This is a genomic window from Bradyrhizobium sp. 87, assembly GCF_023073015.1.
GTDB lineage: Bacteria > Pseudomonadota > Alphaproteobacteria > Rhizobiales > Xanthobacteraceae > Bradyrhizobium > Bradyrhizobium canariense_D.
On record NZ_JADPIQ010000128.1, the window covers coordinates 581,981 to 603,470 of the forward strand.

Below are 21,490 nucleotides of genomic sequence, written 5' to 3' on the forward strand. Positions count from 1 at the left end.
TGGGTTGACGTCAGTGGGCGCCGCCGGCCGAGGCGTGGCCGGCCTTCTTCAGGAAGAGGGTGGCGATCAGCGCGACGATCAGGGCCACGCCGAGCAGATAAAAGGTGTCGCTGAAGGCGAGGATATAGGCCTGCTTCTGCACGATATGGCCGATCGCAACATAGGCGCGATGCAACGCGTCCGCCCGATCGAGAATGCCGTGATTGACGAAGTATTGGGTGAGCTGTTCCAGCCGCGTCCGCGTCGCCTGCTCGAACAGCGAGACTGACTGCATCAGCACGTTGGAGTGATACTGCTCGCGCTTGGTCAGCAGGGTCTGCAACAGCGCGATGCCGACGGCGCCGCCGAGGTTGCGCATCATGTTGAACAGGCCGGAGGCCGAGCCCGCGTTCTCCGGTTCGATGCCTGAGGTCGCCACCGCAGACAGCGGCGCCATTACCAGCGCCTGGCCGATCGCACGAACCACATTGGGCCAGAGCAATTGATCGGCGGCATAGTTGCCGGTCATGTAGATGTTCATAAAGTTGGAGGCCGCGAACAGGACGAAGCCGACGCCGATGATGAGCCGCGCATCGAGCTTCTGCATCAACCGCGGGACCAGCGGGATCAGCACCAGCTGCGGCAGGCCGGTCCAAGCCAGCACCATGCCGATCTGCTCGGCATTGTAGCCCTGGATGCGGGCCAGATATTGCGGCAGGATGAACACCGAGCCGTAGAGCGCGATTCCCAGCAGGAAATTCGCGAGCATGCCGAAGCCGAAATTGCGGCGGACCAGCAGACGCAGGTTCAGGAGCGGCTTCTTCACGGTGAGCTCGATGATCAGGAAGGCGCTCAGCGCCACGGCCGCGATGACGGACAGCTTGACGATGAAGGGCGAGCCGAACCAGTCGTCTTTGTTGCCTTCCTCGAGCACGGTCTGCAGCGCCGACAATCCGATCGCCATGGTGATGATGCCGGCCCAGTCGCCGTCGCGCAGCAACGACAGCTTCATGGGCTTTGCATCGAGCGCGTACCAGAGCATGCCGACCATGATCGTGCCGGGGACAACGTTGACATAGAAGATGTACTGCCAGCCAAAATTCTCGGTGAGATAGCCGCCGATGGTCGGGCCGATCGCGGGCGCGAACGTCGCCGACAGCGCGAACAGCGCAAGGCCCACGGGTTGCTTGGCGCGCGGCAGCAATGTGATGATGAGTGTGAACGCCATCGGAATCAGCACGCCGCCGGTAAACCCTTGCACCGCCCGCAGCACGATCATCTGCGGCAGGTCTTGCGCCAACGCACAGGCGGCTGACAGGACCAGGAACAGGACCGCATTGGTGAGGAGATAGATGCGGATCGAGAACACCTGCGCCAGCCAGCCGGACAGCGGGATCACCACGATCTCCGCGATCAGATAGGAGGTCGAGATCCAGCCGCCGTCATCAATGCCGGCGCCGATCGCGCCCTGGATATCGGCGAGTGAGGCATTGACGATCTGGATGTTCAGCACCGCCATGAAGGCGCCGAGCGTCGCGCCGATCACGGCGATCCAGGTCTTGGTCGAGACGGCGGGCGTTGCGGGGGCCGCGACGGGAGCGGGGATATCGGCCGTGGTATTAACGGTCGGTTGGAGCGTGCTCATGGAAGCCTCGTCTCGGTTACGGAGACAGGATGGATCAGGCAGTTCGTTTCGATAATCGACCAAGTTTGGGAAGGATCATCCGGTAGGACTTGATAGTCCCGCCGGACCTTTCCGGCTTCAACCGCCGTTCGGACGGGCCGCGTTGTCGGCGAGATGCTTCGCCGTCTCACGCTCGGCCAGCACGGTCTGCTTGGTGTCGACGGTCGGCACCGCGGACATGCCGGGGCGCAGCAGGCCGGTCAGGCTGTGGTCGTCGAGCACGATCTTCACCGGCACCCGTTGCACGATCTTGGTGAAATTGCCGGTGGCGTTGTCGGGCGGCAGCAATGCGAATTCAAGGCCGCTCGCCGGCGACAGGCTGTCGACATGGCCGCGCAGGGTCTGGTTGCGGAAACTGTCGACGTGCAGCTCGACCGGCTGGCCGGCGCGGACATGTGTGAGCTGCGTCTCCTTGAAATTCGCCACGACATAGACCGCATCGAGCGGCACCACCGCCATCAATTGCGTGCCGGCCTGCACGAACTGTCCCACGCGCAGTGAGCGGGCGCCGACCGTTCCGTCGACCGGCGCGGTAATCTCGGTGTAGGAGAGATTGAGCGTCGCCTGCTCCGCGACCGCACGCGCATGTTCGAGCTGGGCAGTAGCCTGCGCGCGCTGGGTCGTGAGCACGTCGACCTTGCGTTGCGCGGCCACGAGGCCCGACCTGGCATGTTGCAGTTGCGCGTTGCTGGCGCGCAACGCGGCGTCAGTCTGTTGCGCGCGCTGAATCGTGCCGGAGCCCGACTTCATCAGGTCGTCGTAGCGGGCGCGCTCCTCCTGCGCAAATTTCAGATTCGCGTCCGCAGCAGCGACATCGGCTGTGCTCTGCTCGATGATCGGCTGCTGGAGTTCGAGCTGGGCGTCGAGGTTCCGCACTGCCGCTTCCGCCGCAGCGACATCGGCGCGGGCCTGATTGAGCGCCGCCTTGAAGTCGCGGTCGTCGATCTTCGCCAGCAGCTGGCCCGCTTTGACCTTTTCGTTGTCGCTGACCAGCACCTTGGCGATGTAGCCCGAGACCTTTGGCGCGATGATCGTGGAGTCGGCCTTCACATAGGCGTCGTCGGTTGTCTCGAGATAACGGCCGTTGACCCAGTAGTCGTGTCCGTAATGGACAACCGCAGCCGTGCCCGCAAGGAACGCGAGCGCCAGCGCCGCCCGCCGGACCGTATTCCGGGCGGGACCACGCACCGGCGCCGTCGGGGTAGCTTGCGGTATTTCAGTCGCTTGCTGAAAGTTTTTGGTGCGGGGCATCTCGGACATGGCAGTCTCCTTCGGCTGACCCAGACTATCGGTCTTCCTCGTCCGATCGATAATCAGCGAAATGCCGAAAGGATTATCCGCTGACAGTGGATAGTCCCGGGATCTCGCCTTGGCCCGTATGATCTATCGAGCCGGAGGTACGACTGCCCCAGAGCGATTGCCGCGCCTGTCGAGGGATTGCGGCTAACGCATCCGCGCTGCCCGCAGGAGCGGTTTGATGGATAATCGGACGGAATTCCTTGCGATTATCTCTCAAGAGCGGATAATCAGTCGGCATGGACCGATTGACCAGTCTCGAAGTCTTCAGCCGGGTGGTCGAGACCGGCGGCTTCTCTGCAGCAGCCCGCAAGCTCAACATGTCGACCACCATGGTGAGCAATCACGTCCAGGCGCTGGAAGACCGGCTCGGCGTGAGGCTGCTTCAGCGCACCACGCGCAAGGTCAGCCTCACCGACATCGGCAAGGCCTATTACGACCGCTGCATCCAGATACTCGCCGAAATCAAACAGGCCGACGATATCGCGAGCGAATTGCAGTCGGTGCCCCGCGGCACGCTACGGATCCACGTCGCCACGCACATGGTGCCGTTCGTTGCGCCCGTGGTGGCGAAGCTCCTGTCGTCCTATCCGGAGCTCAAGATCGATCTGCGGATGGGCGAGGCCGAAATCGACCTCATCGAAGAAGGCTATGACGTTGCTCTGCGCATGACCGCGCCGCCGGATTCGAGCCTGATCGTTCGCAGCCTCGCAACCTGGCGGCACGTGCTGTGCTGCTCGCACGACTACCTCGAAAGGCACGGTCGCGTGCAGAAGCTCGATGAGCTCACCGCGCACAATTGCGCCCGTCACTTGAATTATCCGTTCGGCGAAGATTGGCGCTTCTTCGATCGCAAGGGCACGCCGGCATCGGTGCGCATCTCCGGCAGCTTTATCACCAACAGCGGTGAGGCCTTGCGAAAGGTGGCGCTGGAAGGCGCTGCCGTCTGCCTGATGGCCGGTTTTCTCGTCCAGGGCGATCTCGAAGCCGGTCATCTCGTTCGCCTTCTGCCCGAATATCGTCCCGTCGAGATGTCGATGAACGCGGTCTATCCGCACCGGCATCATCTGTCGGCGAAGGTCAGGACCTTTATCGACATGCTCGTGCATCACAGCGCCGAGCAGCAGAAGCTGATCAATCCCTATTCATGAGCGGGGTGGCGCCGGCAGCCGTCCGAACACTTTTTCAAGCGCCATGCCGAGCGCAAGCAGGCGGCGGTCGCTGCCTGCAGGGCCATCCAGCTCGAGTCCGATCGGAAGTTTGCTGACCGCGCCGAGCGCAATCGGGATCTGGATGCCGGGAATGCCGGCATTGCTGCCGGGATCGGTGTTCTGGATGAACAACCCGAAATTCTCGAGGCTGCTGGAATCCGGATTGGAGGCAATGGCGACGCGCGGCGTGGTCGGGAAGGCGATGGCATCGAGCCGGTTGTCGGCGAAAGTCCTGCTGTAAAGCACCTGGAGCGCGGGGCGTGCACTATTGATCGCGGCGTCATAGATCGGCTTGGCGTCAACCAGCGTGCCATCGGGGGCAGGCAGTTTGCGCGGGATCACCAGGCCATCATAGGTGCCCTTGACGTCGGCGCTGGAGATGTCCCTTGCCATCGCCTCGATGCTGAGGCCCGTGCCGGTGTGGTCCAGATAGGCGACCAGATCGTCATAGGCTTCGTACAGCGCGACCGGAAAGCTGACCTGGCCATTGAACTCGGCCAGTTGCGGCATTTCGATCTCGACCATCGTGACACCCTGCGCTTTCATCTTCGCCACTGCTGCCTGGAAAGCGGCGTTGGTGTCAGCGTCGAGATTTGTCAGCATCGACCTCACGATGCCGATTCGCATCTGCTTCAGATCGGCCGCCTGAACGGCTTCGCCACCTGCTATGACGCGGTCGAGGAGTTCGACATCCGCCGCGGTCGCCGCCATCGGGCCCGCGGTGTCGCGGGTGTGCGAGATCGGCGCGATGCCAGCTTGCGGATAGCGTCCGACCGTCGGACGCAGCGAGGCACATCCATTCAGTGCGGCGGGGACCCTGACCGATCCGCCAGTGTCGGTGCCGAGCCCGCCCGCGACGATCCGCGCGCCGATCGCGACGCCCGTTCCTGAGGAGGAGCCGCCCGCGATCAGGGTGCGGTCATAGGCGTTGCGCACGCCGAACTCCGCGCCGGTCTTGAATGCGGTGTTGTAGCCGGAGATGCCGAAAGCGAGCTCGTGCATGCTGGTCTTGCCGATGATGACCGCGCCCGCCGCGCGCAATTTTGCGACCACCGGCGCGTCGGCCCTCGGAACGTAATGCTTCAGCGCCGGCGTTCCTGCGCTGCAGGGGAGCCCCGTGACCTCGATATTGTCCTTGATCACGATGGGAACACCGCCGAGCGGCTTGTCCTTGTTGTCGTTCGCGTCGAATGCGGCCGCAGCCTTCAGAGCGCCGGCCTCGTCCAGGGTGACGAAGGCATTCAGATCGGCATTGGCCTTGGCGCGGGCGAGAGCTTCCGTCGTGAGCGCGGTGCTCGTGACTTTTCCGGCGCGGAGGTCGGCCACAGCCTGGGTCAGGGTCAACTGGTCGAAATCCATGAGGCGTCACCCGGTTGCAGGAGCGCCATCAGGGCGCCCCTCGGCTCCAGAGGCTGAAGTCTCGTCGGCGCTCCGTCAACCGTAGGCGCGCATCCTTGCAGGTGATGGCGCATTGAGCTCGGCGAACAGCCGTTCGACCTCGGCCTTCACCTTCCCGATCGCGGCGTCCTTAACCGGCCCGTAGCCCCGGATATCCATCGGCGCTTTTGCAATGGCGACCAGGCTTGGCAGTTGCGCCGCGTCGAGTCCGCCGAGCAGCCGTTTGATGACGCCATCGTACCAGGTGATGAGTTCCCGCTCGGCGCGCCGCTCCGCCGTGTAGCCGAACGGATCGAACGGCGTCCCGCGCAATCCCTTCACCCGCGCCAGCATGGCGAGCGGCATCTGGATCCACTGTCCGAAGGCGTGCTTGCGCGGACGTCCGCGGGCATCGCGCTTCGACGGCAGGAACGGCGGGGCAAGGTGATATTGGATGCTGAAGTCGCCTTCGAATTCGCCTTTCAACTCGTCGAGGAAGCCGGTCTGCATGTGCAGGCGCGCCACCTCGTACTCATCCTTGTAGGCCATCAGCTTGAACAGGGCGTGCGCGACCGCCTGGGTCAATGCCTCGCTATTCAGGCTGGCTTCGGCATGGCGAACACTTGCAACGCGCTCTCGATAGCGCGCTGCGTAGGCATCGTTCTGATAAGCCGTGAGGAAGTCGGCGCGGCGGTCGATCAGCTGGTCGAGCGTCTCGGCCTTCGGCGCTTCGTCCACCTTCGGCAAGAAGTCGGGATCGGCGGCTGCAATCCGGCCCCAGGCGAAAGCCTGCTTGTTGCTTTCGACCCCGACGCCGTTGAGCTCGATCGCGCGCAACAGCGCCGACAGCGAGACCGGCAGCAGCCCGCGCTGCCAGGCAAAGCCCAGCATGACGATATTGGCATAGACGGCATCGCCGAGCAGGCGCTCGGCCAGCGCATTGGCGTTGATGGTGTCGAGATTGCCGTCGCCGATCACCTGGCCGATCGCACGCAGGCGGGCGGGTGAGGCGAGATCGGCGTCACGGAAGCGGACGACGTCGCCGGTCGGCATCTCCGCGGTGTTGACCGCGGCGCGCGTACCTTTTCGATAGGTGCCGGACGCCTTCGGCGAGGAGCTGACGACGAGGTCGCAGCCGATCAGCGCATCGGCCGCGCCCTGGTCGATACGGACCTGGTGCAATGCGTCGGGGGATGCGGCCAACCGGATGTAGCTCAGCACCGGCCCGAATTTCTGCGCAAAGCCGGTAAAATCCAGCACCGAGACACCGTTTCCTTCGAGGTGGGCCGCCATGCCGATCAGCGCGCCGACCGTGATCACGCCGGTGCCGCCGACGCCGGTGACGAGCAGATCATAGGGACGGTCGAGCGTTGCGGGCGCGGGCAGGGGAAGCGTGGCCGCGTGGCCGACCGCGTCGATCCGACTCGCGCCCTTCTTCCGGCGCCTCGCGCCCTCGACGGTGACGAAGCTCGGGCAGAACCCGTTGAGACAGGAAAAGTCCTTGTTGCAGGATGAGAGGTTGATCCGGCGCTTCCGGCCGAACGGCGTCTCCTTGGGCTCGACGCTGAGGCAGTTGGATTCGACCGAGCAGTCGCCGCAGCCTTCGCAGACGAGATCGTTGATATAGGCGAAGCGTTTGGGATCGATCATCTGTCCACGCTTGCGGCGACGCCGTTTCTCTGTCGCGCAGGTCTGCTGATAGATCAGCACCGAGACGCCGGGAATATCGCGCAGCTCGCGCTGCACGCTGTCCATCTTCTCGCGCGGATGGAGGGACACGCCGACCGGAAGATCGCCTGGCGGAAATTGCGCCGGATCGTCCGACACCAGCGCGATGCGCGCAACGCCCTCGGCGCGGACGCTGTGCGCGATAGCGTGGACGCTGATTGGGCCGTCGACGGGTTGGCCGCCGGTCATCGCCACGGCATCGTTGAACAGGATCTTGTAGGTGATGTTGGCCTTGGCGGCGATCGCCTGCCGGATCGCCATCGAACCCGAATGATAATAGGTGCCTTCGCCCAGATTCTGGAACACGTGCTTGTTGCCGGTGAAGCGTGACGAGGCGGCCCAATTCACGCCTTCGCCTCCCATCTGGATCAGGGACGATGTCTCGCGGTCCATCCAGCTGGCCATGAAATGACAGCCGATGCCGGCCAGCGCCTTCGAACCCTCGGGCACTTTCGTCGATGTATTGTGCGGGCAGCCCGAGCAGAAATAGGGCGTACGCGTCGCACCGCTGACGTTGATCGTGCGCGAGGCCTCAGGCATCAAGCCGGCTGCGCGTGCGGCGAGATTGAGGCCTGGGAACATCGGATCGAGACGGCGTGCGAGCACCCCAGCGAGCGCACGCGGTGACAATTCGCCGATCCAGGAGATCAGCCGCGCCCCTTGCTCGTCATGCTTACCGACCATGCGCTCGGGTTTTTCGCCCGGATAATCGTAAAAATATTCCTTGAACTGGCTTTCGATGATGCCGCGCTTCTCCTCGACGACAAGGATCTCGCGCTTGCCCCTCACGAACGCCATCGCGTCATGCAGCGCCAGCGGCCAGACCATGCCGACCTTGTAGATGTCGATGCCGATGCTGCGGCAGTCCGCTTCGTCGAGACCCATCAGCCGCAGCGCTTCCATCAGATCGAGATGGGCCTTGCCCGTGGTGACGATGCCGTAGGTGGCGTCCGGGATGTCGTAGATGTGACGATCGATCGGATTAGCCTTTGCGAAGGCGTAGACCGCGTGCTTCTTCGCCTCCAGCCGCTCCTCGATCTGCGGGCCGGGCAGATCGGGCCAGCGATAGTGCAGGCCGCCGGGTGGCGGCGTGAAGTCTGGCGCGTGGAAGGCCCGCGGTGGGCGCAGCGCGACGGACGCGCCGGATTCCACGATCTCAGAGATCGCCTTGAAGCCGACCCACATGCCGGTGAAGCGGCTCAGCGCGTAGCCATATTCACCGAATTCGAGATATTCGCTGACGCTTGCGGGGTGGAGCGTCGGCATGAACCAGCTCATGAAGGCGACGTCGGACTGGTGCGGCATCGAGGACGAGACGCAGCCATGGTCGTCGCCGGCGACCACCAGAACGCCGCCATGCGGTGAGGAGCCGTAGGCGTTGCCGTGTTTCAGCGCATCGCCGGAGCGATCGACGCCGGGGCCCTTGCCGTACCAGAGAGCGAACACGCCATCGACCTCGCGGTCGGCTTGCGTCTCGACCTGTTGTGAGCCGAGCACGGCGGTCGCGGCAAGATCTTCGTTCACTGCGGGGAGGAATTCGATGCGGTCCCGCTTCAGTCGCTCGTGGATGCGCCACAGCTCGAGGTCGATCCCGCCGAGTGGCGAGCCGCGATAGCCTGAGATGAAGCCCGCCGTGTTCAGCCCCGCGGCACGGTCGCGCCGCACCTGGTCGAGCGCGATGCGGACGATGGCCTGCGTGCCGGTGAGGAAGACGCGGCCCCGTTCGCGATCGTAGCGGTCGGAAAGCTCGTAAGGATCGAGAGACGAAATGGCGGCCATGCGGACCTCCCCACGGCATCCTTGCCGGATGGGAGAAGGGTAAGCCTGGGCAACTGGTAGGTCTTACCTTTCTTTCCGAATGGCGTACCTATTATGGTAGAGTTATCCAAAACGATCTACGGGAAGGTAGATTAATCCATTTTGGTGGTTTCCATGATCGAAGACCAGGACGCGCGGATTCTCGCCTATCTTCAGAAGGACGGCCGCGCCACCAACCAGCAGCTCGCCGACGCAGTCGGCATGTCGACTTCGGCATGCTGGCGCCGGGTGCGCGCGCTGGAGGAGAGCGGTGCCATCCGGGGCTATGCGGCCCTGGTCGCGCGCGAGCAGGCCGGCTTTGCGATGTCCGCGATCCTCCACGTCTCGCTGGAACGGCACGACGCAAAATTCGTCGACGAGTTCGTCGCGCGGGTGACCACGCGGCGTGAGGTGCTGGAGTGCTTTGCGACCACGGGCGATGCCGATTACCATTTGCGTGTCGTCGTGCAGGATATGGCGGCGTACAACAGATTCCTCGACGACTTCATGTTCCGCATTCCCGGCATCCGCTATGTCAGAAGCAACGTGGTGCTGAAGGAGATCAAGACGGGCGTCGCGCTGCCGTTTTGAGCTTGTGCTGAGGAGGCCGCGTAGCGGCCGTCTCGAAGCGCGACGCCACAACCGGGCCTTCATCCTTCGAGACGCTTGCTTCGCAAGCTCCTCAGGATGAGGATCACCGCTCCTCCCGCACGAACCTGTTCCGCAGCGTGCCGATGCCGGTGATGTCGATCTCCACGACGTCGCCGTGCTTGATATCAGGAGGCACCATCCGTGCCCATCCAGATCACATCGCCCGGCCATAGCGTAAAATACTTGGTCAGCTCGACTAGGAACGGCACCACGCCAAAGATCATGTCGTTGGTGTGGAAGCGGTTGGTCTCCTTGCCGTTGACCCGGACGATCGTTTCCATCTTGTCGAGGTCGGCCTCGGTCTCGATCCACGGGCCCATCGGCTTGAACGTGTCGGCGTTCTTCGAGCGCCACAGGCTGCGGTCGGCCTTCTGCCAGCTGCGCTCGCTGACGTCGTTGCCGATGGTGTAGCCGAAGACGCAATCCATCGCATTCTGATTGGTGAGATGCTTCACCTTCTTGCCGATGACGACAACGAGTTCGCCTTCGTAGTGGATCTTGTCCGTCGCAAAGGACGGGATCGCGACGTCCTCGTCATGCGCAATCAGCGCGTTTTGCGCGCGATAGCCGATCTCGGGGCGGTCGGGGACAGCAGGCACTTCGCCGCGCTTGTCGGCGGCTTCCTTCAGATGCTTGAGGTAATTCAAGCCGACGCAGTAGAAGGTGCGCGGAATCAGCGGCAGTTCGATCTTGACCTGCGAGAGCTGATACGTGCGCGAGGTGCGTTGCCATTCTCCGAAGGGATCGCCCTCGATCGCGATGACCTGGTCACCCTCGACGATCCCCCAGGACGTCTTGTCCGCAGCGGTGAATTTCAGCCAGCGCATGCCGTGTCTCCGTTGTTATTCCGCGGCATCGCGCGGCTGCACTTTCCAGTCGCCGGCAGCCGGCCGCTTGAGCCCGAGATTTTCCCGCAGCGTCTTGCCGCGATATTCCTTCTGGAACAATCCGCGCCGCTGCAATTCCGGGACGATATGTTGCACGAAATCGGCATAGGAGCCGGGCACATAGGTCGCGGCGATGACAAAACCGTCGCAGCCGCGCTCAACGAACATTTCTTCGAGCTTGTCCGCGATCTCCTTGGGACCGCCGACCATCGCATCCTGGACCTGGCCGCGGCCGGAGAAGGTGACGAAGTCGCGCGCGCTCGGATTGCTTTTGCCGGAGTTCTTGAGCACGCCGTCGCGGATGCCCAGAATGCCCTGCATGCTCTTCAGCTCTGCAGTCGTCAGCGGCTCGTCGAGATCCTTGGAGGCGAAATCGTAGTTGAGCGCTTCGGCCAGCAGCGACAGCGCGTCGATCTGCAGCGGCAGCTTGTTGATCAGCGCCATCTTGTCTTCGGCCTCGGCTTTGGTCGCGGCGCAAACCGGTGTCGTCAGGTTGCAGAGGAACATCGCCTCCGGATCGCGGCCGGCTTTCGCGGCCTCGTTACGCACCGACGCATAGCCTTCCTTGGCGGCGGCGAGATTGCGTGCAGCGGTGAAGATCACCTCACCCCATCGTCCTGCAAAGCGCTGGCCGCGGCCGGACGCGCCGGCCTGGATGATCACGGGATGGCCCTGGTCGGAGCGGGGCACCGTGAAGGGACCGCGGGACTTGTAGAATGGGCCCTTGTGATCGAGCCGCTTCACCTTGGCCGGATCGGCAAAGCGGCCGCTCGTCTTGTCCATGATGAGCGCGCCGTCTTCCCAGGTGTCCCAATGGCCGAGAACGATCTCCATGAATTCGTCGGCGCGGTCATAGCGGGCGTCGTGCTCGGGATGAGAATCCCGGCCCATGTTGAAGGCCTCGCCGTCATTGAGCGAGGTCACGACGTTCCATCCGGCGCGTCCGCCCGACATCAGGTCGAGCGTTGCGAAGCGGCGGGCGATGTCGAAGGGCTCGAAATAAGTCGTCGAGCCGGTCGCACCCAACCCGAGCTTCTCCGTCACCATGCCCATCGTCGTCAGCACGATCAGCGGATCCATCTTCACGCAGCGGATGCCGTATTCGACGGTGTGGGCGTGATCGTTGCCGTAGCGGTCCGGCATCGCCAGCCGGTCGTCGAAGAAGGCCATGTGGAACTTGCCGGCTTCGAGGATTTTGGCGATCTCCTGATAATAGTCCGCCGACATCGAATCGTCGCGCGAGTCCGGATGTCGCCACGAGCTCGGCAAATTCGTGCAGTTCTGGGCCTGAAGGAAGCCGACCAGTACCATCTGCCGCGTCATGCTGCTGTTCTCCGAATTGCGTCAGGCCGAAATCCGTCAGGCCAGGTCGAGGACCGTGTCGAGCCTGTACTCGCGCGCCAGCGCGCGCAGTTTTTCCCAGGTCGCATCCTCGATCTCGATGCCGTCGCGCAGGCGCTGCTGCTCACGCAAGCCCTCGATCTCACCGGGATAGAACACGCCCTTGCTGCCCTCGGAGGGCGGGGTCGATTTGAGATAGTGTGCGAACTCGGCGACCTCGCGCTTGAAATCCTGCAGCGGGCGAAACGCGGCGACGTTGAACACGGCCATGAAGCAGCCGTCATTGTGCCGGCCCGTGGGCTCGACGCCGAAACCGAGGCCGGTGAGCAGGCCGCACAGGACCTCGACCATTGCGGCGAGGCCGCTGCCCTTGTAGCCCTCGGTGCCGCCGAGCGGCAGCAGCGCGCCGCCCTTGCGATACTGGGTTGGATCGGTAGTGTGCCGTCCCTCGGCATCGATGATCCACCCCGGCGGGATTTCCTCGCCGCGGGCGACCGCGAGCTGGATCTTGCCGGCCGCGACCGCAGAGGTCGCCATGTCCAGGTAGAACGGCGCATCGAGGTCGGACGGCACCGCGATCGAGATCGGATTGGTGCCGAGCCGTGCCTCCTTGCCGCCGAATGGCGCCACATGCTTCGGCGAACGGCCGGAATCCGCCGTTGCGATCCCGATCATGCCTTCGCGCATTGCCATCAGCGGATAGGCGGCGAGGCGGCCGACATGGCTTTGCCGGAACACGGTGCAGGCGGCGACATTCGCCGTCTTCGCTTTCTCGATCGTCAGCGCCATCGCCTTGGCGTTGACGTGGAAGCCAAAACCCCACTGGCCGTCGATCACGGTCGTCGTCGGCGATTCCTGCACGATGGTCCATCTGGCGCCGGGCACGATGTGGCCGGCCTTGATCCGGTCAACATAGGTGGGAATGGCGATCACGCCGTGGGAATCGTGGCCGGCGAGATTGGCGTTGACGCAGCCGTTTGCGACCGCGTCGGCCTCTTCCTCGGAAGCCCCGGCAACCCGAAGCAGCGCTGCGCTGATGCGCGTGAGGCGGTCGGCATGGACGATCGGCATGGCGCTTCCCCGGCATGGTGCCCTTAACAGGCTGCTTGTTGGGCGCCATGGTCTCAAAGCGCGGCTGCGATATCAATCTCCTGTAAACCAATACAGGGCTGCAAATTCGCAGCGAGCAGGGCCGTCGGGCGAAGATTCGTCCCGCGCGGTGGCATTTTCGACAGATTGGCGCAGGTCGTTCGCAGCTCGTTCACTTTGATCGATGGTTTGCAGCGCGCAATAACGACCACTTAGGCGATCGCCGGTCATAACGTCATCCGGGAAAAAAAGGCAGAAATGCCCGGGAGCTGAGATCGTGCCGACGACACTCGCGCGCACCTTTGCGGCGTTGAGCGCCATCAACGAAGCGATCCTCTACGCGAAATCGCCGGATGAGCTGTACCAGAAGGTCTGCGACGCCGGGTTTGCGAGTGGAGACTTCATGGCCGTGGCCGTGTTCCTTGTGGAGCCGGATGGCCATAAGCTTCGCTTTGCCGCTGGTCGCGGCGATGACGTGGCGCGGCTGAGCGCGATCGAGATCACCACGCAGGCTGGCACGCCGGAAGGCTTGGGCGTGGGCGGCGAGGCGTTCCGCAGCCAGAAGCTCTGCATCAGCAACGATTTCCTGAACGATCCGCGTTCGCTGGCATGGCGCAACGGCGCGGTGGCGGCGGGTGTCGGCGCGGCCGCGGCGCTACCCCTGGTCTGCATGGGACGCAGTATTGGGGTGTTGTATGTTACGCGGTCGGGCGCCGGCTCGCTCGACGAGGCGATGGTCTCGTTGTTCGAGCGGATGTCGGCCAATATCTCTCACGCGCTGGAGAGCTTCGCGACCGAGGGAGCCCGCCTGGATGGCGAGCGGGCAGTGCGGCGGCTCAACCGCATGTTCGGCGCGCTCAGTGCGACGAACGAAGCAATTCTGCAAGCCAGCACTGAGCTGGACTTGTACCAGCGGGTCTGCGACGCCGCTGTTTATAGCGGCAAATCGCTTGCCACTTTCGTTCTGCTGCACGAGCCGGATTCCGAATGGCTGACGCCGGTGGCAGCGACCGGACATAATCTGGATCTGATCAGACAGTCGCGCTACTCGATTGATCCGGAGAGTCCCTACGGCAAGGGCATCTCCGGCGAGGTGTTCCGGACCCAGCAAGCGATCGTCGAGGACGACCTCGTCAATCGCACCAAGGGGACCACCTGGGAGCAGGCCAACGTCAATGCCGGCGCCGTCGCCTGCGTGGCTGCTCCCTTGATCAAGCGTGGCACCAGCATCGGCGTGCTGTTTTTCTTCGTGAGCAAAGCCTGGGCGAAAGACGAAGGCATCGTCGCATTGTTGCTGCGCATGACCGAAAACGTGTGCTTTGCGCTCGAGAACTTCGACCGCGACAAGGAGAAGGCCCAGATCGCCTTGGAGGAGGATCGGCTGGCGCGTATGTACGCAGCGCTAAGCGCGACGAACGAAGCCATTCTGCGGGCAAGGTCGCGCAGCGAACTGTTGGATCTGGTTTGCGAAGCCACGGTGCACGGCGCCAAGTTCGCCTCGACCTCCATTGCATTGCTTGACCGCGATGCGGGACTGCTTCGTGTTGTTGCGTCCTTCGGACCGAACGCCGAGGAAGTGCGATCCTTCAGGCTGTCGGTCAGCGACAAGGAGCCGGAAGGACGAGGGCTGACCGGCACCGCGTTCCGGACGCGGCGGCCCTGTATCAGCAACGACGTCCTGGCAGACGCCCGCCTCAAGCCTTGGCACGCCAGCGCGCGTCGCAATGGCATTAGGTCCTCAACCGCGATGCCGCTATTCAACGGCGACAGCGTCGAAGGCGTATTCCTGTTCAATTCGCCCGAGTGCGGCACTTTCACGGACGAATTCGTCGAGCTATTGCGCAAGCTCCAGGCCAATGTCGCCTTCGCGTTGGAGAACTTCGACCGTGCCGACGAGAAGGCGAAGGCCGACAGGCAGCGTGACAGGTTGAGCGGCATGTTCGAGGCGCTGAGCGCGACGAACGAGGCAATCATGCGCGCCAAGACGCGCGAGGAGCTGTTCGAAGGGGCGTGCCAGGCAGCCGTGCTCGGCGGCGTATTCGCCTCGGCGACAATCGGCATTATGGACGACCAGCGTGAACTCGTTCGCGTGGTCGCCGTGAAGGGGCGCCTCCAGGAGCGGATGGTGGGACGCACCTGCTTTGTTTCCGCCGACCATCCTGAGGGTCGCGGAATCATAGGGATGTCGCTGCGGACCCGCGGGCCCAGCGTCATCAACGACTATCTCCACGACCTCCGAGCGGCGCATTGGCACTCTAAGGCGATCGAAGATGGAACGCGAGCGGCTGCCAGCTTCCCGCTGCTGCGCGCCGGCCAGGAGCCGATCGGCATTCTGCTTTTCCTCGCGCCGGAAGAGAATACGTTCACACCCGATATGGTCGAGTTGCTCGGGCGCCTCGCCGAGAACGTGTCATTTGCACTCGATAATTTCGATCGCGCCGAGGAAAAGGCCCGCAACGAGGCGCGGACGGAGCGTTTGGCTCGCATGTTCGCGGCGCTGAGCGCGACCAACGAGGCGATCATGCGGGCGAAGTCGCGCGCCGAACTGTTCGACCTCGTCTGTCTCGCCGCATCGAACGGCGCCAAGTTCACCTCGACCACCATTGCGCTGGCGAGGGTCGATAGCGATCAGCTGGAGATCGTGTCGAGCGCCGGACCGTCGTCTGACACCACGCGCAATGTCCGCCTATCAATCGACCCCGAGCGCCCCGAGGGGCGCGGAATGAGCGGCACGGCGTTCCGCACCCGCCAGCCCTGCATCAGCAACGACTATCTCAATGACGATCGCGTTCGCGCCTTTCATTCCATTGTCCGCAACGACGGCGCGCGGTCGGGCGCGGCTTTTCCCCTCGTCGCACACGATCGGGCCGTCGGCGTCATGATCTACATGTCGACCGAGCCCGGCACCTTCACGGCCGAGTTCGTCGAGCTGTTGCAGCGCCTCGCCGACAACGTCTCCTTCGCGATGGAGAATTTCGACCGGGCCGACGAGAAAAACCAGGCCGACGAGCGAATCGAATACCTCGCTTCGCACGACAGCCTGACCGACCTGCCGAACCGCGAGACCTTCAACGGGTTGCTGCATGAGGCGATCGACGAGGCGCAGCGCCACGATCAGCGCTTTGCGGTGCTGTTCATCGACCTCGATCGTTTCAAGGTCATCAATGATTCGCTGGGCCACGAGGCCGGCGACCTGCTCCTGCTCGAAGTGGCCAACCGGCTGCGTGGTGCCCTGCGCGCAAGCGACGTGGTGGCGCGGCTCGGCGGCGACGAGTTCGTAGTGATCCTCGATCAATGCGGCGAGGTCGACGACGTCCAGCGCATCGCGACCGGGCTGCTGACGGCGCTTGCCGAGCCCATGGAGCTAGCGGGGCACGAGTGCCACACCACGGCCTCGATCGGCATCGCGATGTATCCGACCAACGGCTCCGACGTTCAGATGCTAACAAAGAACGCCGACATGGCGATGTATCTCGCCAAGGAAGATGGCAAGAACGGCTATCGCTTCTTCTCCAAGGAAGTGAAGACGCAGTCGATCGAGCGGCTGTCGTTGGAGAGTGCGCTGCGCCGGGCGCTGGAGCGGAATCAGTTCACTTTGAACTACCAGCCCAAGGTGGACATGGAGACCGGCCAGATCACCGGCGTGGAAGCCCTGCTGCGCTGGAGGCATCCCGATCTCGGCAGCATCTCGCCGGCGCAGTTCATTCCGCTTGCGGAGGAGACCGGATTGATCGTGCCGATCGGCCGCTGGGTGGTGAAGGAGGCCTGCGCGCAAGCCATGGCCTGGCAGCGCCGCGGCCTTTTGCCGGTATCGATGGCGGTCAACCTGTCGCCGCGCCAGTTTGTCGACGAGCATCTCTTGCAGGACGTCGACGAGGCGCTCGCCGCAAGTGGAATGTCGCCGGTGCTGCTCCAGCTCGAAGTCACCGAGAGCATGATGATGCGCAACGTCGGGCGCGCGCTCAAGGTGCTCGACGCCATCCAGAGTCGCGGCATCCGTCTCGCCATCGACGATTTCGGCACCGGCTATTCGTCGATGTCTCTGATGAAGCATTTCCCGATCGACACCATCAAGATCGACCGCTCCTTCGTGCGCGACCTGCCGCAGGATTTGGAAGACCAGGCGATCGCGCAGGCGATCATCAGCATGGGCAAGGCGCTCGGCATGACCGTGGTGGCGGAAGGCGTCGAGAATGCCGAACAGGAGGCATTCCTGCGCGCCCATGGCTGCGACGAGATGCAGGGCTTCCTGATCTCCAAGCCGCTGCCGGCGCGGCAGATGGCCGAGCTGCTGCAGCCCATGGAGCTGCCCTACGCGCCGCCGCTCCAGCCGGAGCCGGACCATGCCGCCACCGCGGCCGCGGCGCTACGGTTGAAAAGCGCTGTCGTCTGACGGCTGCGGGTGCAGCTCGCGGGCGTCGTCTTCCTTGATTTCCGCCTTGCGCGGAAAATCATCCGGCCAGGTCGGCGAGGTTTGCTTGGCGAACAGGGCGAGCAGGGCGTGCGCGCCTTCGGCAAAGCTCGAGTCGTGGCTCAGACCGAGTTCAGAACACCACGCGTGTGGCATCGGCTCGTGCGCGTCGAGCACCGCCATTGCCGGACCCCACCACCAGGCCGGCGCTGGCGATCGTTCGCCCTCCGGTACGGCCTGCCAGAGGACGAGCTCGTCCATCATGCGCTCGAATTGCAGGTTTGCGGCCTGATGCATTCGTTCCGTGCTCCCTTGGGTCGCGCCTGAAAGCAGGCCGATGCGCGGACTCGATCGTGGCCTTCGCTGTGAAAAGCTGGCTCGCGCAATTGGCTGAGCCGATTGTGCCGCTTGTGTCGGCGGCCATACAAAACACGCGGCGGCCGGGAAAGTTGCCGACACCGACTGTGACAGTCTCTTTAGCCGCTTATGAGCCCGGCCCGCAAGGCGCAATACCGGCGCCGCTGGCGTTGAAATAGCGCAGGCGGGGCTGGCAACCGGCGGCGATCATGTCGTCGTCTACTCAGCGATTATTAAAGGGCCGATGGCGGCTGAACAGCAGATAGATTGCGCGTGGGTTGGTGGTTAAATAGCGCCAGAACAGGCGGCGGGGCTCGAGCAAGGTGCGCCAAGCCCATTCCAGCCCGATCTTCTGCATCCATCGCGGCGCGCGGGCGCGGCTTCCCGACAAGAAGTTGAACAGGCCGCCGGATGTCTTGATGACGCCGACATTGGTGAGATGCGGGGTGAATTCCTCGACGAACGCCTGCTCGTTTGGCACGCCCAGCGCAACCCAGAGATAATCCGGCGCAAGCGCGTTGATCTCGTCGACCTTCGCGCGCAGCGCGTCGCCACGGAGATAACCGTGGCTGTAGCCAACGATCTTGAGGTTTGGATACATCTTTCGGACGTTCTCGACCGCAAGGGCGTTCTCGTCCTCGCTGGCGCCGAACATGTAGAAGGTGCGGCCGACCGCTTCAGCCTTGCGCGCGACGACGTGAAACAGGTCCGTCGTGGCGACCCGCTCGGGCAACGGAAACCAGGATTGTAGCCTGGACGCCGCCACCAGCGGCTGGCCATCGGCGTTGATCAGGTCAGCGCTGCGGAACAGGCGCTCGGTCTCGGGTTCGGTCGAGCACCGCGCCAGCACCTCGCCATTGGCCGAGGTCAGGTGCAGCGGACGGCCGATGCGATGGCGCGGATCGGTCGCCTCGATCATGAAATTTGCGGTCGCTTCCAGATCGAGTGCGGCCATGCGAAGGCCGCCGATGGTGATCCGCGGCACGTCGGCGGTTGCGGCCCGGCCATCGAGATTGATGCGGCGCTCAAGCATATTGTCTGCCTCGTTGGCGAGCTTGGGCCATAGGGGTGAGTTCGTCGAGCACGACGCCGACGAGCTTGCGCTCCGCGCGGCCGAGTGTGCTCAAGATCTCCTCCAGGCCGTCGTTGATGTCGAGGCTGGTCGGCAGCACCGCCACCAGCGCGTCGGCATCATCGAGCAGCTTACGGCTGCCGGCCGTGAGTGGCGCCGCGGGGCCGTCAAGGATCACAAGGTCATAGCCGCCGGCGGAGCGCGCCTGCTCGATGGCCTTGCGGATGGCGTCAGTGGCCTTGCCGGCGTCGCGTTCGGCGGCCGGCAATATCGAGATGCCGTTGAGTGTCTTGATCTCGCGCGCGGCCTTGCTGCCGATCGAAAGCCATCCGACCTTGCTGGGCTCGCTCTTGACGGAACGGCTGACCTTGTTCGAGAGCGGGTGCGCCTGATGGTCGGCATCGATCATCAGGACCCGGGCGCCGTCGCGCGCGGCCGCGAGCGCGAAATTCAGCGCGGTCACGCTGCGCCCGGTGGTCTCACCGGCACCGACGAGCGCGATGACCGGCATTGTCTTTCCGCCGGCGCGCCGGGCCGCCGTAGCGCGCATGTCGCGCCAGGCGTTGAGCAGCGTCGTCAGTGGAAAGCAGGGGCGCAGCGTTGGCCAGCCGAGCCGGGTGAGGTCGATGCCGCCGCCGGTGGCGAGAATGGCACCGAGCGTGTGGATGACGTCGGCCTCCTGGAGGCGCGCGATCAGCGGCTTTTCGATCAGGGGCTTCTCGACCATCGAAGGTTGCAGCGGCGGGGCGGCGAGTTCCGGCAGTGCCTCCGCGACTTCCGGGGCTCGCGAGACCGGCTGGGACCGGGCAGTCTCCGGCGCCCGCGAAGGCTCTGGAGCTCGCGGAGCTTGCGGCAACGGAGTGCGATTGGGACGGGCCGGCGCCGGTGCGAACGCACCGGCCACCAGCAGCTCTGCCGCGACGAACCAGCTCGATGCAGCGATTGCGCCGAAGATGAAGCCGATCATGGCGAACAGGCTCATCGCCGGCGGGAACGAGCGCCGCTGCGGCACCGTCGCTTCGCCGATGATTCGGGCCGCCGAGGTGTTCAGCGTCTCCTGCTCCTCGGTCTCGCGCGAGCGCTTGAGGAAGGATTGATAGACGTCACGGCTGGCATCGGCTTCGCGCTCGAGTTCGCGCAGGCGCACGGCGGCCTGGCTGAGCTGGACGCTCTGCCGCTTCTGCGCCTCCAGCGCCCGGCTGAGCGAGGCTTCAAAGTCGCGGGCGCGCGTCAAATCGTTCTTGGCGGACTGGGCGAAGCGGTCGATCTCTTCGTTGATGGTGCGCTTGAGATCCTCGACCTGCTTTTCGGTCTGGCGCAGCGCTGGATGACGCGGGCCGAGTTCGCCGGCCTGCTCCGCATATTTCTTGCGCGCGTCGGCATATTGCGCGCGCAGGTTGGCGATGGTTGGCGATTGCAGCGCCTCGGAGTTCGCGCCTGCATCTGCCGTCGTGCGCCGGCTCGCCTCGATCTGGTCGAGGCGCGCCTGCGCGTCCATCGTCGCGGCGCGGGCGGCGGAAAGCCGCTGGTTGCTGGCGGAAAGCTGCTGGTCGCTGATCAGCGCGTCCTGGGTGCCGACGAAATTGTTCTGGGCCTTGTAGGTCGCGAGCACGGTCTCGGCGTTGCGCAGCCGCTCGCGCAGTTCCTTCAGGCGGCCGGAGAGATCGTTGGTGGCGCGCCGCGCGGCTGACGCCTGCGAGTTGCGGGACTCCGCGAGGTAGGCGCTGGTCAGCGTGTTGGCGAGCATTGCCGCTTTCGCCGGATCGGTCGACCAGACTTCGATATCGACGATGAAGCTCTTCTCGGTCTTGCGGATCGTGATGTGCCGGTTCAGCGCCTCGAGGGCGGCGAGCTGCACTTCCTTTTTCTCCGCGGCGGAGGGCGCGTGGGGCTGAAGGCCGATCAGGCCGAGCAGCGACGACATCACGCCTTTGCCGTCGGCGCCGCCGCCGAATTCGGGATCCTTGTCCAGATCAGCCTGCTGGATCACCTGGAGCAGCACGCTGTTGGAGGTGATCAGGCGCGCCTGGCTCTCGACCACCATCGACATGCCGGAGACGTCCTGCGCGCGGGGCGTTAGCTCGCGGTCGACGAGCTGAAGCTCGCGCGGGTCGACATAGAGCTGGGCGGTGGCGGTGTAGCGGGGCGTCAGGCTCTTGCCCACGGTGACGGCAAGCGTCGCACCGAGCAGCGCGGCAACGGCAATCGCGATCTTCCGCCGCCAGAGCAGATTGACCAGCTCCAGCACGTTGAAGCCGGCCTGAGGCCGGTGCTGCGGGGCCTCCGGTCTGGCCCGATCTATCGGCTGGTTATAGTCAAGCATGATCCCCAGCTTTCATTCCAAGTGCCGCGAGCTGAGGGGGTACTCTTCGCTCTACGCCACGCACCTCAGATATAGGTGCCCACTCAACGCAACAGGGAAAATTAACCATACTCATTGAGGGACTATTCACCGAAATGGCAAACAAAGCGTTTAAGCGCGTGCCTCTCTTCGACGCGTCGTCGTGACGCGTGCGATGGCGCGGTCCTTCAGAGATTAACGGTTCGTTACCCCGTGCGGCGTGGCCGCGAGGCTTCGCTGGTCTTGCGATCGGCCGCGCGCGCACCATG

General features: G+C 64.2%; 13 protein-coding genes and 1 pseudogene. 3 read left to right on the forward strand and 11 right to left on the reverse strand.

What is annotated here, in order from left to right; genetic code table 11:
* Positions 1 to 10: 10 nt before the first annotated feature.
* Together IVB50_RS34200 and IVB50_RS34205 are read right to left on the reverse strand one after the other, a co-directional pair.
* Complete coding sequence (locus IVB50_RS34200) at positions 11 to 1,624, reverse strand: MDR family MFS transporter (RefSeq protein WP_018453386.1); 1,614 nt, start codon at positions 1,622 to 1,624, stop codon at positions 11 to 13.
* Between the two features lie 117 nt (positions 1,625 to 1,741).
* Entirely contained in the window at positions 1,742 to 2,923 is a 1,182-nt protein-coding gene (locus IVB50_RS34205) for an HlyD family secretion protein (RefSeq protein WP_247299327.1), read from the reverse strand.
* A gap of 275 nt (positions 2,924 to 3,198) precedes the next feature.
* Here IVB50_RS34205 and IVB50_RS34210 point away from each other — a divergent pair, with 275 nt between their 5' ends.
* Positions 3,199 to 4,110, forward strand: coding sequence for a LysR family transcriptional regulator (locus tag IVB50_RS34210; protein WP_247299329.1), 912 nt, complete (start codon positions 3,199 to 3,201; stop codon positions 4,108 to 4,110).
* On the opposite strand, the gene iaaH is transcribed toward IVB50_RS34210, so the two are convergent.
* Both iaaH and IVB50_RS34220 read right to left on the reverse strand, forming a co-directional pair.
* Positions 4,105 to 5,529 (reverse strand): indoleacetamide hydrolase, encoded by a 1,425-nt coding sequence (gene iaaH / locus IVB50_RS34215; protein WP_018453389.1) that lies wholly within the window; start codon positions 5,527 to 5,529, stop codon positions 4,105 to 4,107. The genes IVB50_RS34210 and iaaH overlap by 6 nt on opposite strands.
* 75 nt (positions 5,530 to 5,604) lie before the next feature.
* Positions 5,605 to 9,054, reverse strand: coding sequence for an indolepyruvate ferredoxin oxidoreductase family protein (locus IVB50_RS34220; protein WP_018453390.1), 3,450 nt, complete (start codon positions 9,052 to 9,054; stop codon positions 5,605 to 5,607).
* Positions 9,055 to 9,207: 153 nt separating this feature from the next.
* Between IVB50_RS34220 and IVB50_RS34225 the strand changes: the two genes are divergently transcribed.
* Positions 9,208 to 9,663, forward strand: coding sequence for an Lrp/AsnC family transcriptional regulator (locus tag IVB50_RS34225; RefSeq protein ID WP_018453391.1), 456 nt, complete (start codon positions 9,208 to 9,210; stop codon positions 9,661 to 9,663).
* Between the two features lie 103 nt (positions 9,664 to 9,766).
* Here the strand turns inward: IVB50_RS34225 and IVB50_RS34235 are convergent.
* The 4 genes and pseudogenes from IVB50_RS34235 to IVB50_RS34250 form a co-directional block, all read right to left on the reverse strand.
* Positions 9,767 to 10,550, reverse strand: a pseudogene (locus tag IVB50_RS34235) (fumarylacetoacetate hydrolase family protein).
* Between the two features lie 15 nt (positions 10,551 to 10,565).
* On the reverse strand, positions 10,566 to 11,933 hold the full coding sequence (locus IVB50_RS34240) for an LLM class flavin-dependent oxidoreductase (protein ID WP_018453393.1): 1,368 nt from the start codon (positions 11,931 to 11,933) through the stop codon (positions 10,566 to 10,568).
* 36 nt (positions 11,934 to 11,969) lie between these two features.
* Entirely contained in the window at positions 11,970 to 13,022 is a 1,053-nt protein-coding gene (locus IVB50_RS34245) for an Ldh family oxidoreductase (RefSeq protein ID WP_018453394.1), read from the reverse strand.
* Between the two features lie 72 nt (positions 13,023 to 13,094).
* Positions 13,095 to 13,271 (reverse strand): hypothetical protein, encoded by a 177-nt coding sequence (locus tag IVB50_RS34250; RefSeq protein WP_157642888.1) that lies wholly within the window; start codon positions 13,269 to 13,271, stop codon positions 13,095 to 13,097.
* A 46-nt stretch (positions 13,272 to 13,317) separates the two neighbouring features.
* On the opposite strand from IVB50_RS34250, the gene IVB50_RS34255 reads away from it, so the two are divergent.
* On the forward strand, positions 13,318 to 17,433 hold the full coding sequence (locus IVB50_RS34255) for a GAF domain-containing protein (RefSeq protein ID WP_018453395.1): 4,116 nt from the start codon (positions 13,318 to 13,320) through the stop codon (positions 17,431 to 17,433).
* Here the strand turns inward: IVB50_RS34255 and IVB50_RS34260 are convergent.
* From IVB50_RS34260 to IVB50_RS34270, 3 genes are all read right to left on the reverse strand, one after another.
* The gene (locus tag IVB50_RS34260) at positions 17,407 to 17,748 is read right to left on the reverse strand and encodes a hypothetical protein (RefSeq protein ID WP_018453396.1); all 342 of its coding nucleotides are present in this window, start codon (positions 17,746 to 17,748) and stop codon (positions 17,407 to 17,409) included. The two genes, IVB50_RS34255 and IVB50_RS34260, sit on opposite strands and share 27 nt — an antisense overlap.
* A gap of 283 nt (positions 17,749 to 18,031) precedes the next feature.
* The gene (locus IVB50_RS34265) at positions 18,032 to 18,841 is read right to left on the reverse strand and encodes a WecB/TagA/CpsF family glycosyltransferase (RefSeq protein WP_018453397.1); all 810 of its coding nucleotides are present in this window, start codon (positions 18,839 to 18,841) and stop codon (positions 18,032 to 18,034) included.
* The gene (locus IVB50_RS34270; RefSeq protein ID WP_247299335.1) at positions 18,834 to 21,203 is read right to left on the reverse strand and encodes an exopolysaccharide transport family protein; all 2,370 of its coding nucleotides are present in this window, start codon (positions 21,201 to 21,203) and stop codon (positions 18,834 to 18,836) included. Before IVB50_RS34270 ends, IVB50_RS34265 begins: the two co-directional genes overlap by 8 nt.
* Between the last annotated feature and the right edge of the window lie 287 nt (positions 21,204 to 21,490).

Coding starts and splice junctions, on each gene's coding strand:
- IVB50_RS34200 (WP_018453386.1), bottom strand. CDS start 1,624: ATGAGCACGCTCCAACCGACCGTTAATACCACGGCCGATATCCCCGCT.
- IVB50_RS34205 (WP_247299327.1), bottom strand. CDS start 2,923: ATGTCCGAGATGCCCCGCACCAAAAACTTTCAGCAAGCGACTGAAATA.
- IVB50_RS34210 (WP_247299329.1), top strand. CDS start 3,199: ATGGACCGATTGACCAGTCTCGAAGTCTTCAGCCGGGTGGTCGAGACC.
- iaaH (WP_018453389.1), bottom strand. CDS start 5,529: ATGGATTTCGACCAGTTGACCCTGACCCAGGCTGTGGCCGACCTCCGC.
- IVB50_RS34220 (WP_018453390.1), bottom strand. CDS start 9,054: ATGGCCGCCATTTCGTCTCTCGATCCTTACGAGCTTTCCGACCGCTAC.
- IVB50_RS34225 (WP_018453391.1), top strand. CDS start 9,208: ATGATCGAAGACCAGGACGCGCGGATTCTCGCCTATCTTCAGAAGGAC.
- IVB50_RS34240 (WP_018453393.1), bottom strand. CDS start 11,933: ATGACGCGGCAGATGGTACTGGTCGGCTTCCTTCAGGCCCAGAACTGC.
- IVB50_RS34245 (WP_018453394.1), bottom strand. CDS start 13,022: ATGCCGATCGTCCATGCCGACCGCCTCACGCGCATCAGCGCAGCGCTG.
- IVB50_RS34250 (WP_157642888.1), bottom strand. CDS start 13,271: ATGACCGGCGATCGCCTAAGTGGTCGTTATTGCGCGCTGCAAACCATC.
- IVB50_RS34260 (WP_018453396.1), bottom strand. CDS start 17,748: ATGCATCAGGCCGCAAACCTGCAATTCGAGCGCATGATGGACGAGCTC.
- IVB50_RS34265 (WP_018453397.1), bottom strand. CDS start 18,841: ATGCTTGAGCGCCGCATCAATCTCGATGGCCGGGCCGCAACCGCCGAC.
- IVB50_RS34270 (WP_247299335.1), bottom strand. CDS start 21,203: ATGCTTGACTATAACCAGCCGATAGATCGGGCCAGACCGGAGGCCCCG.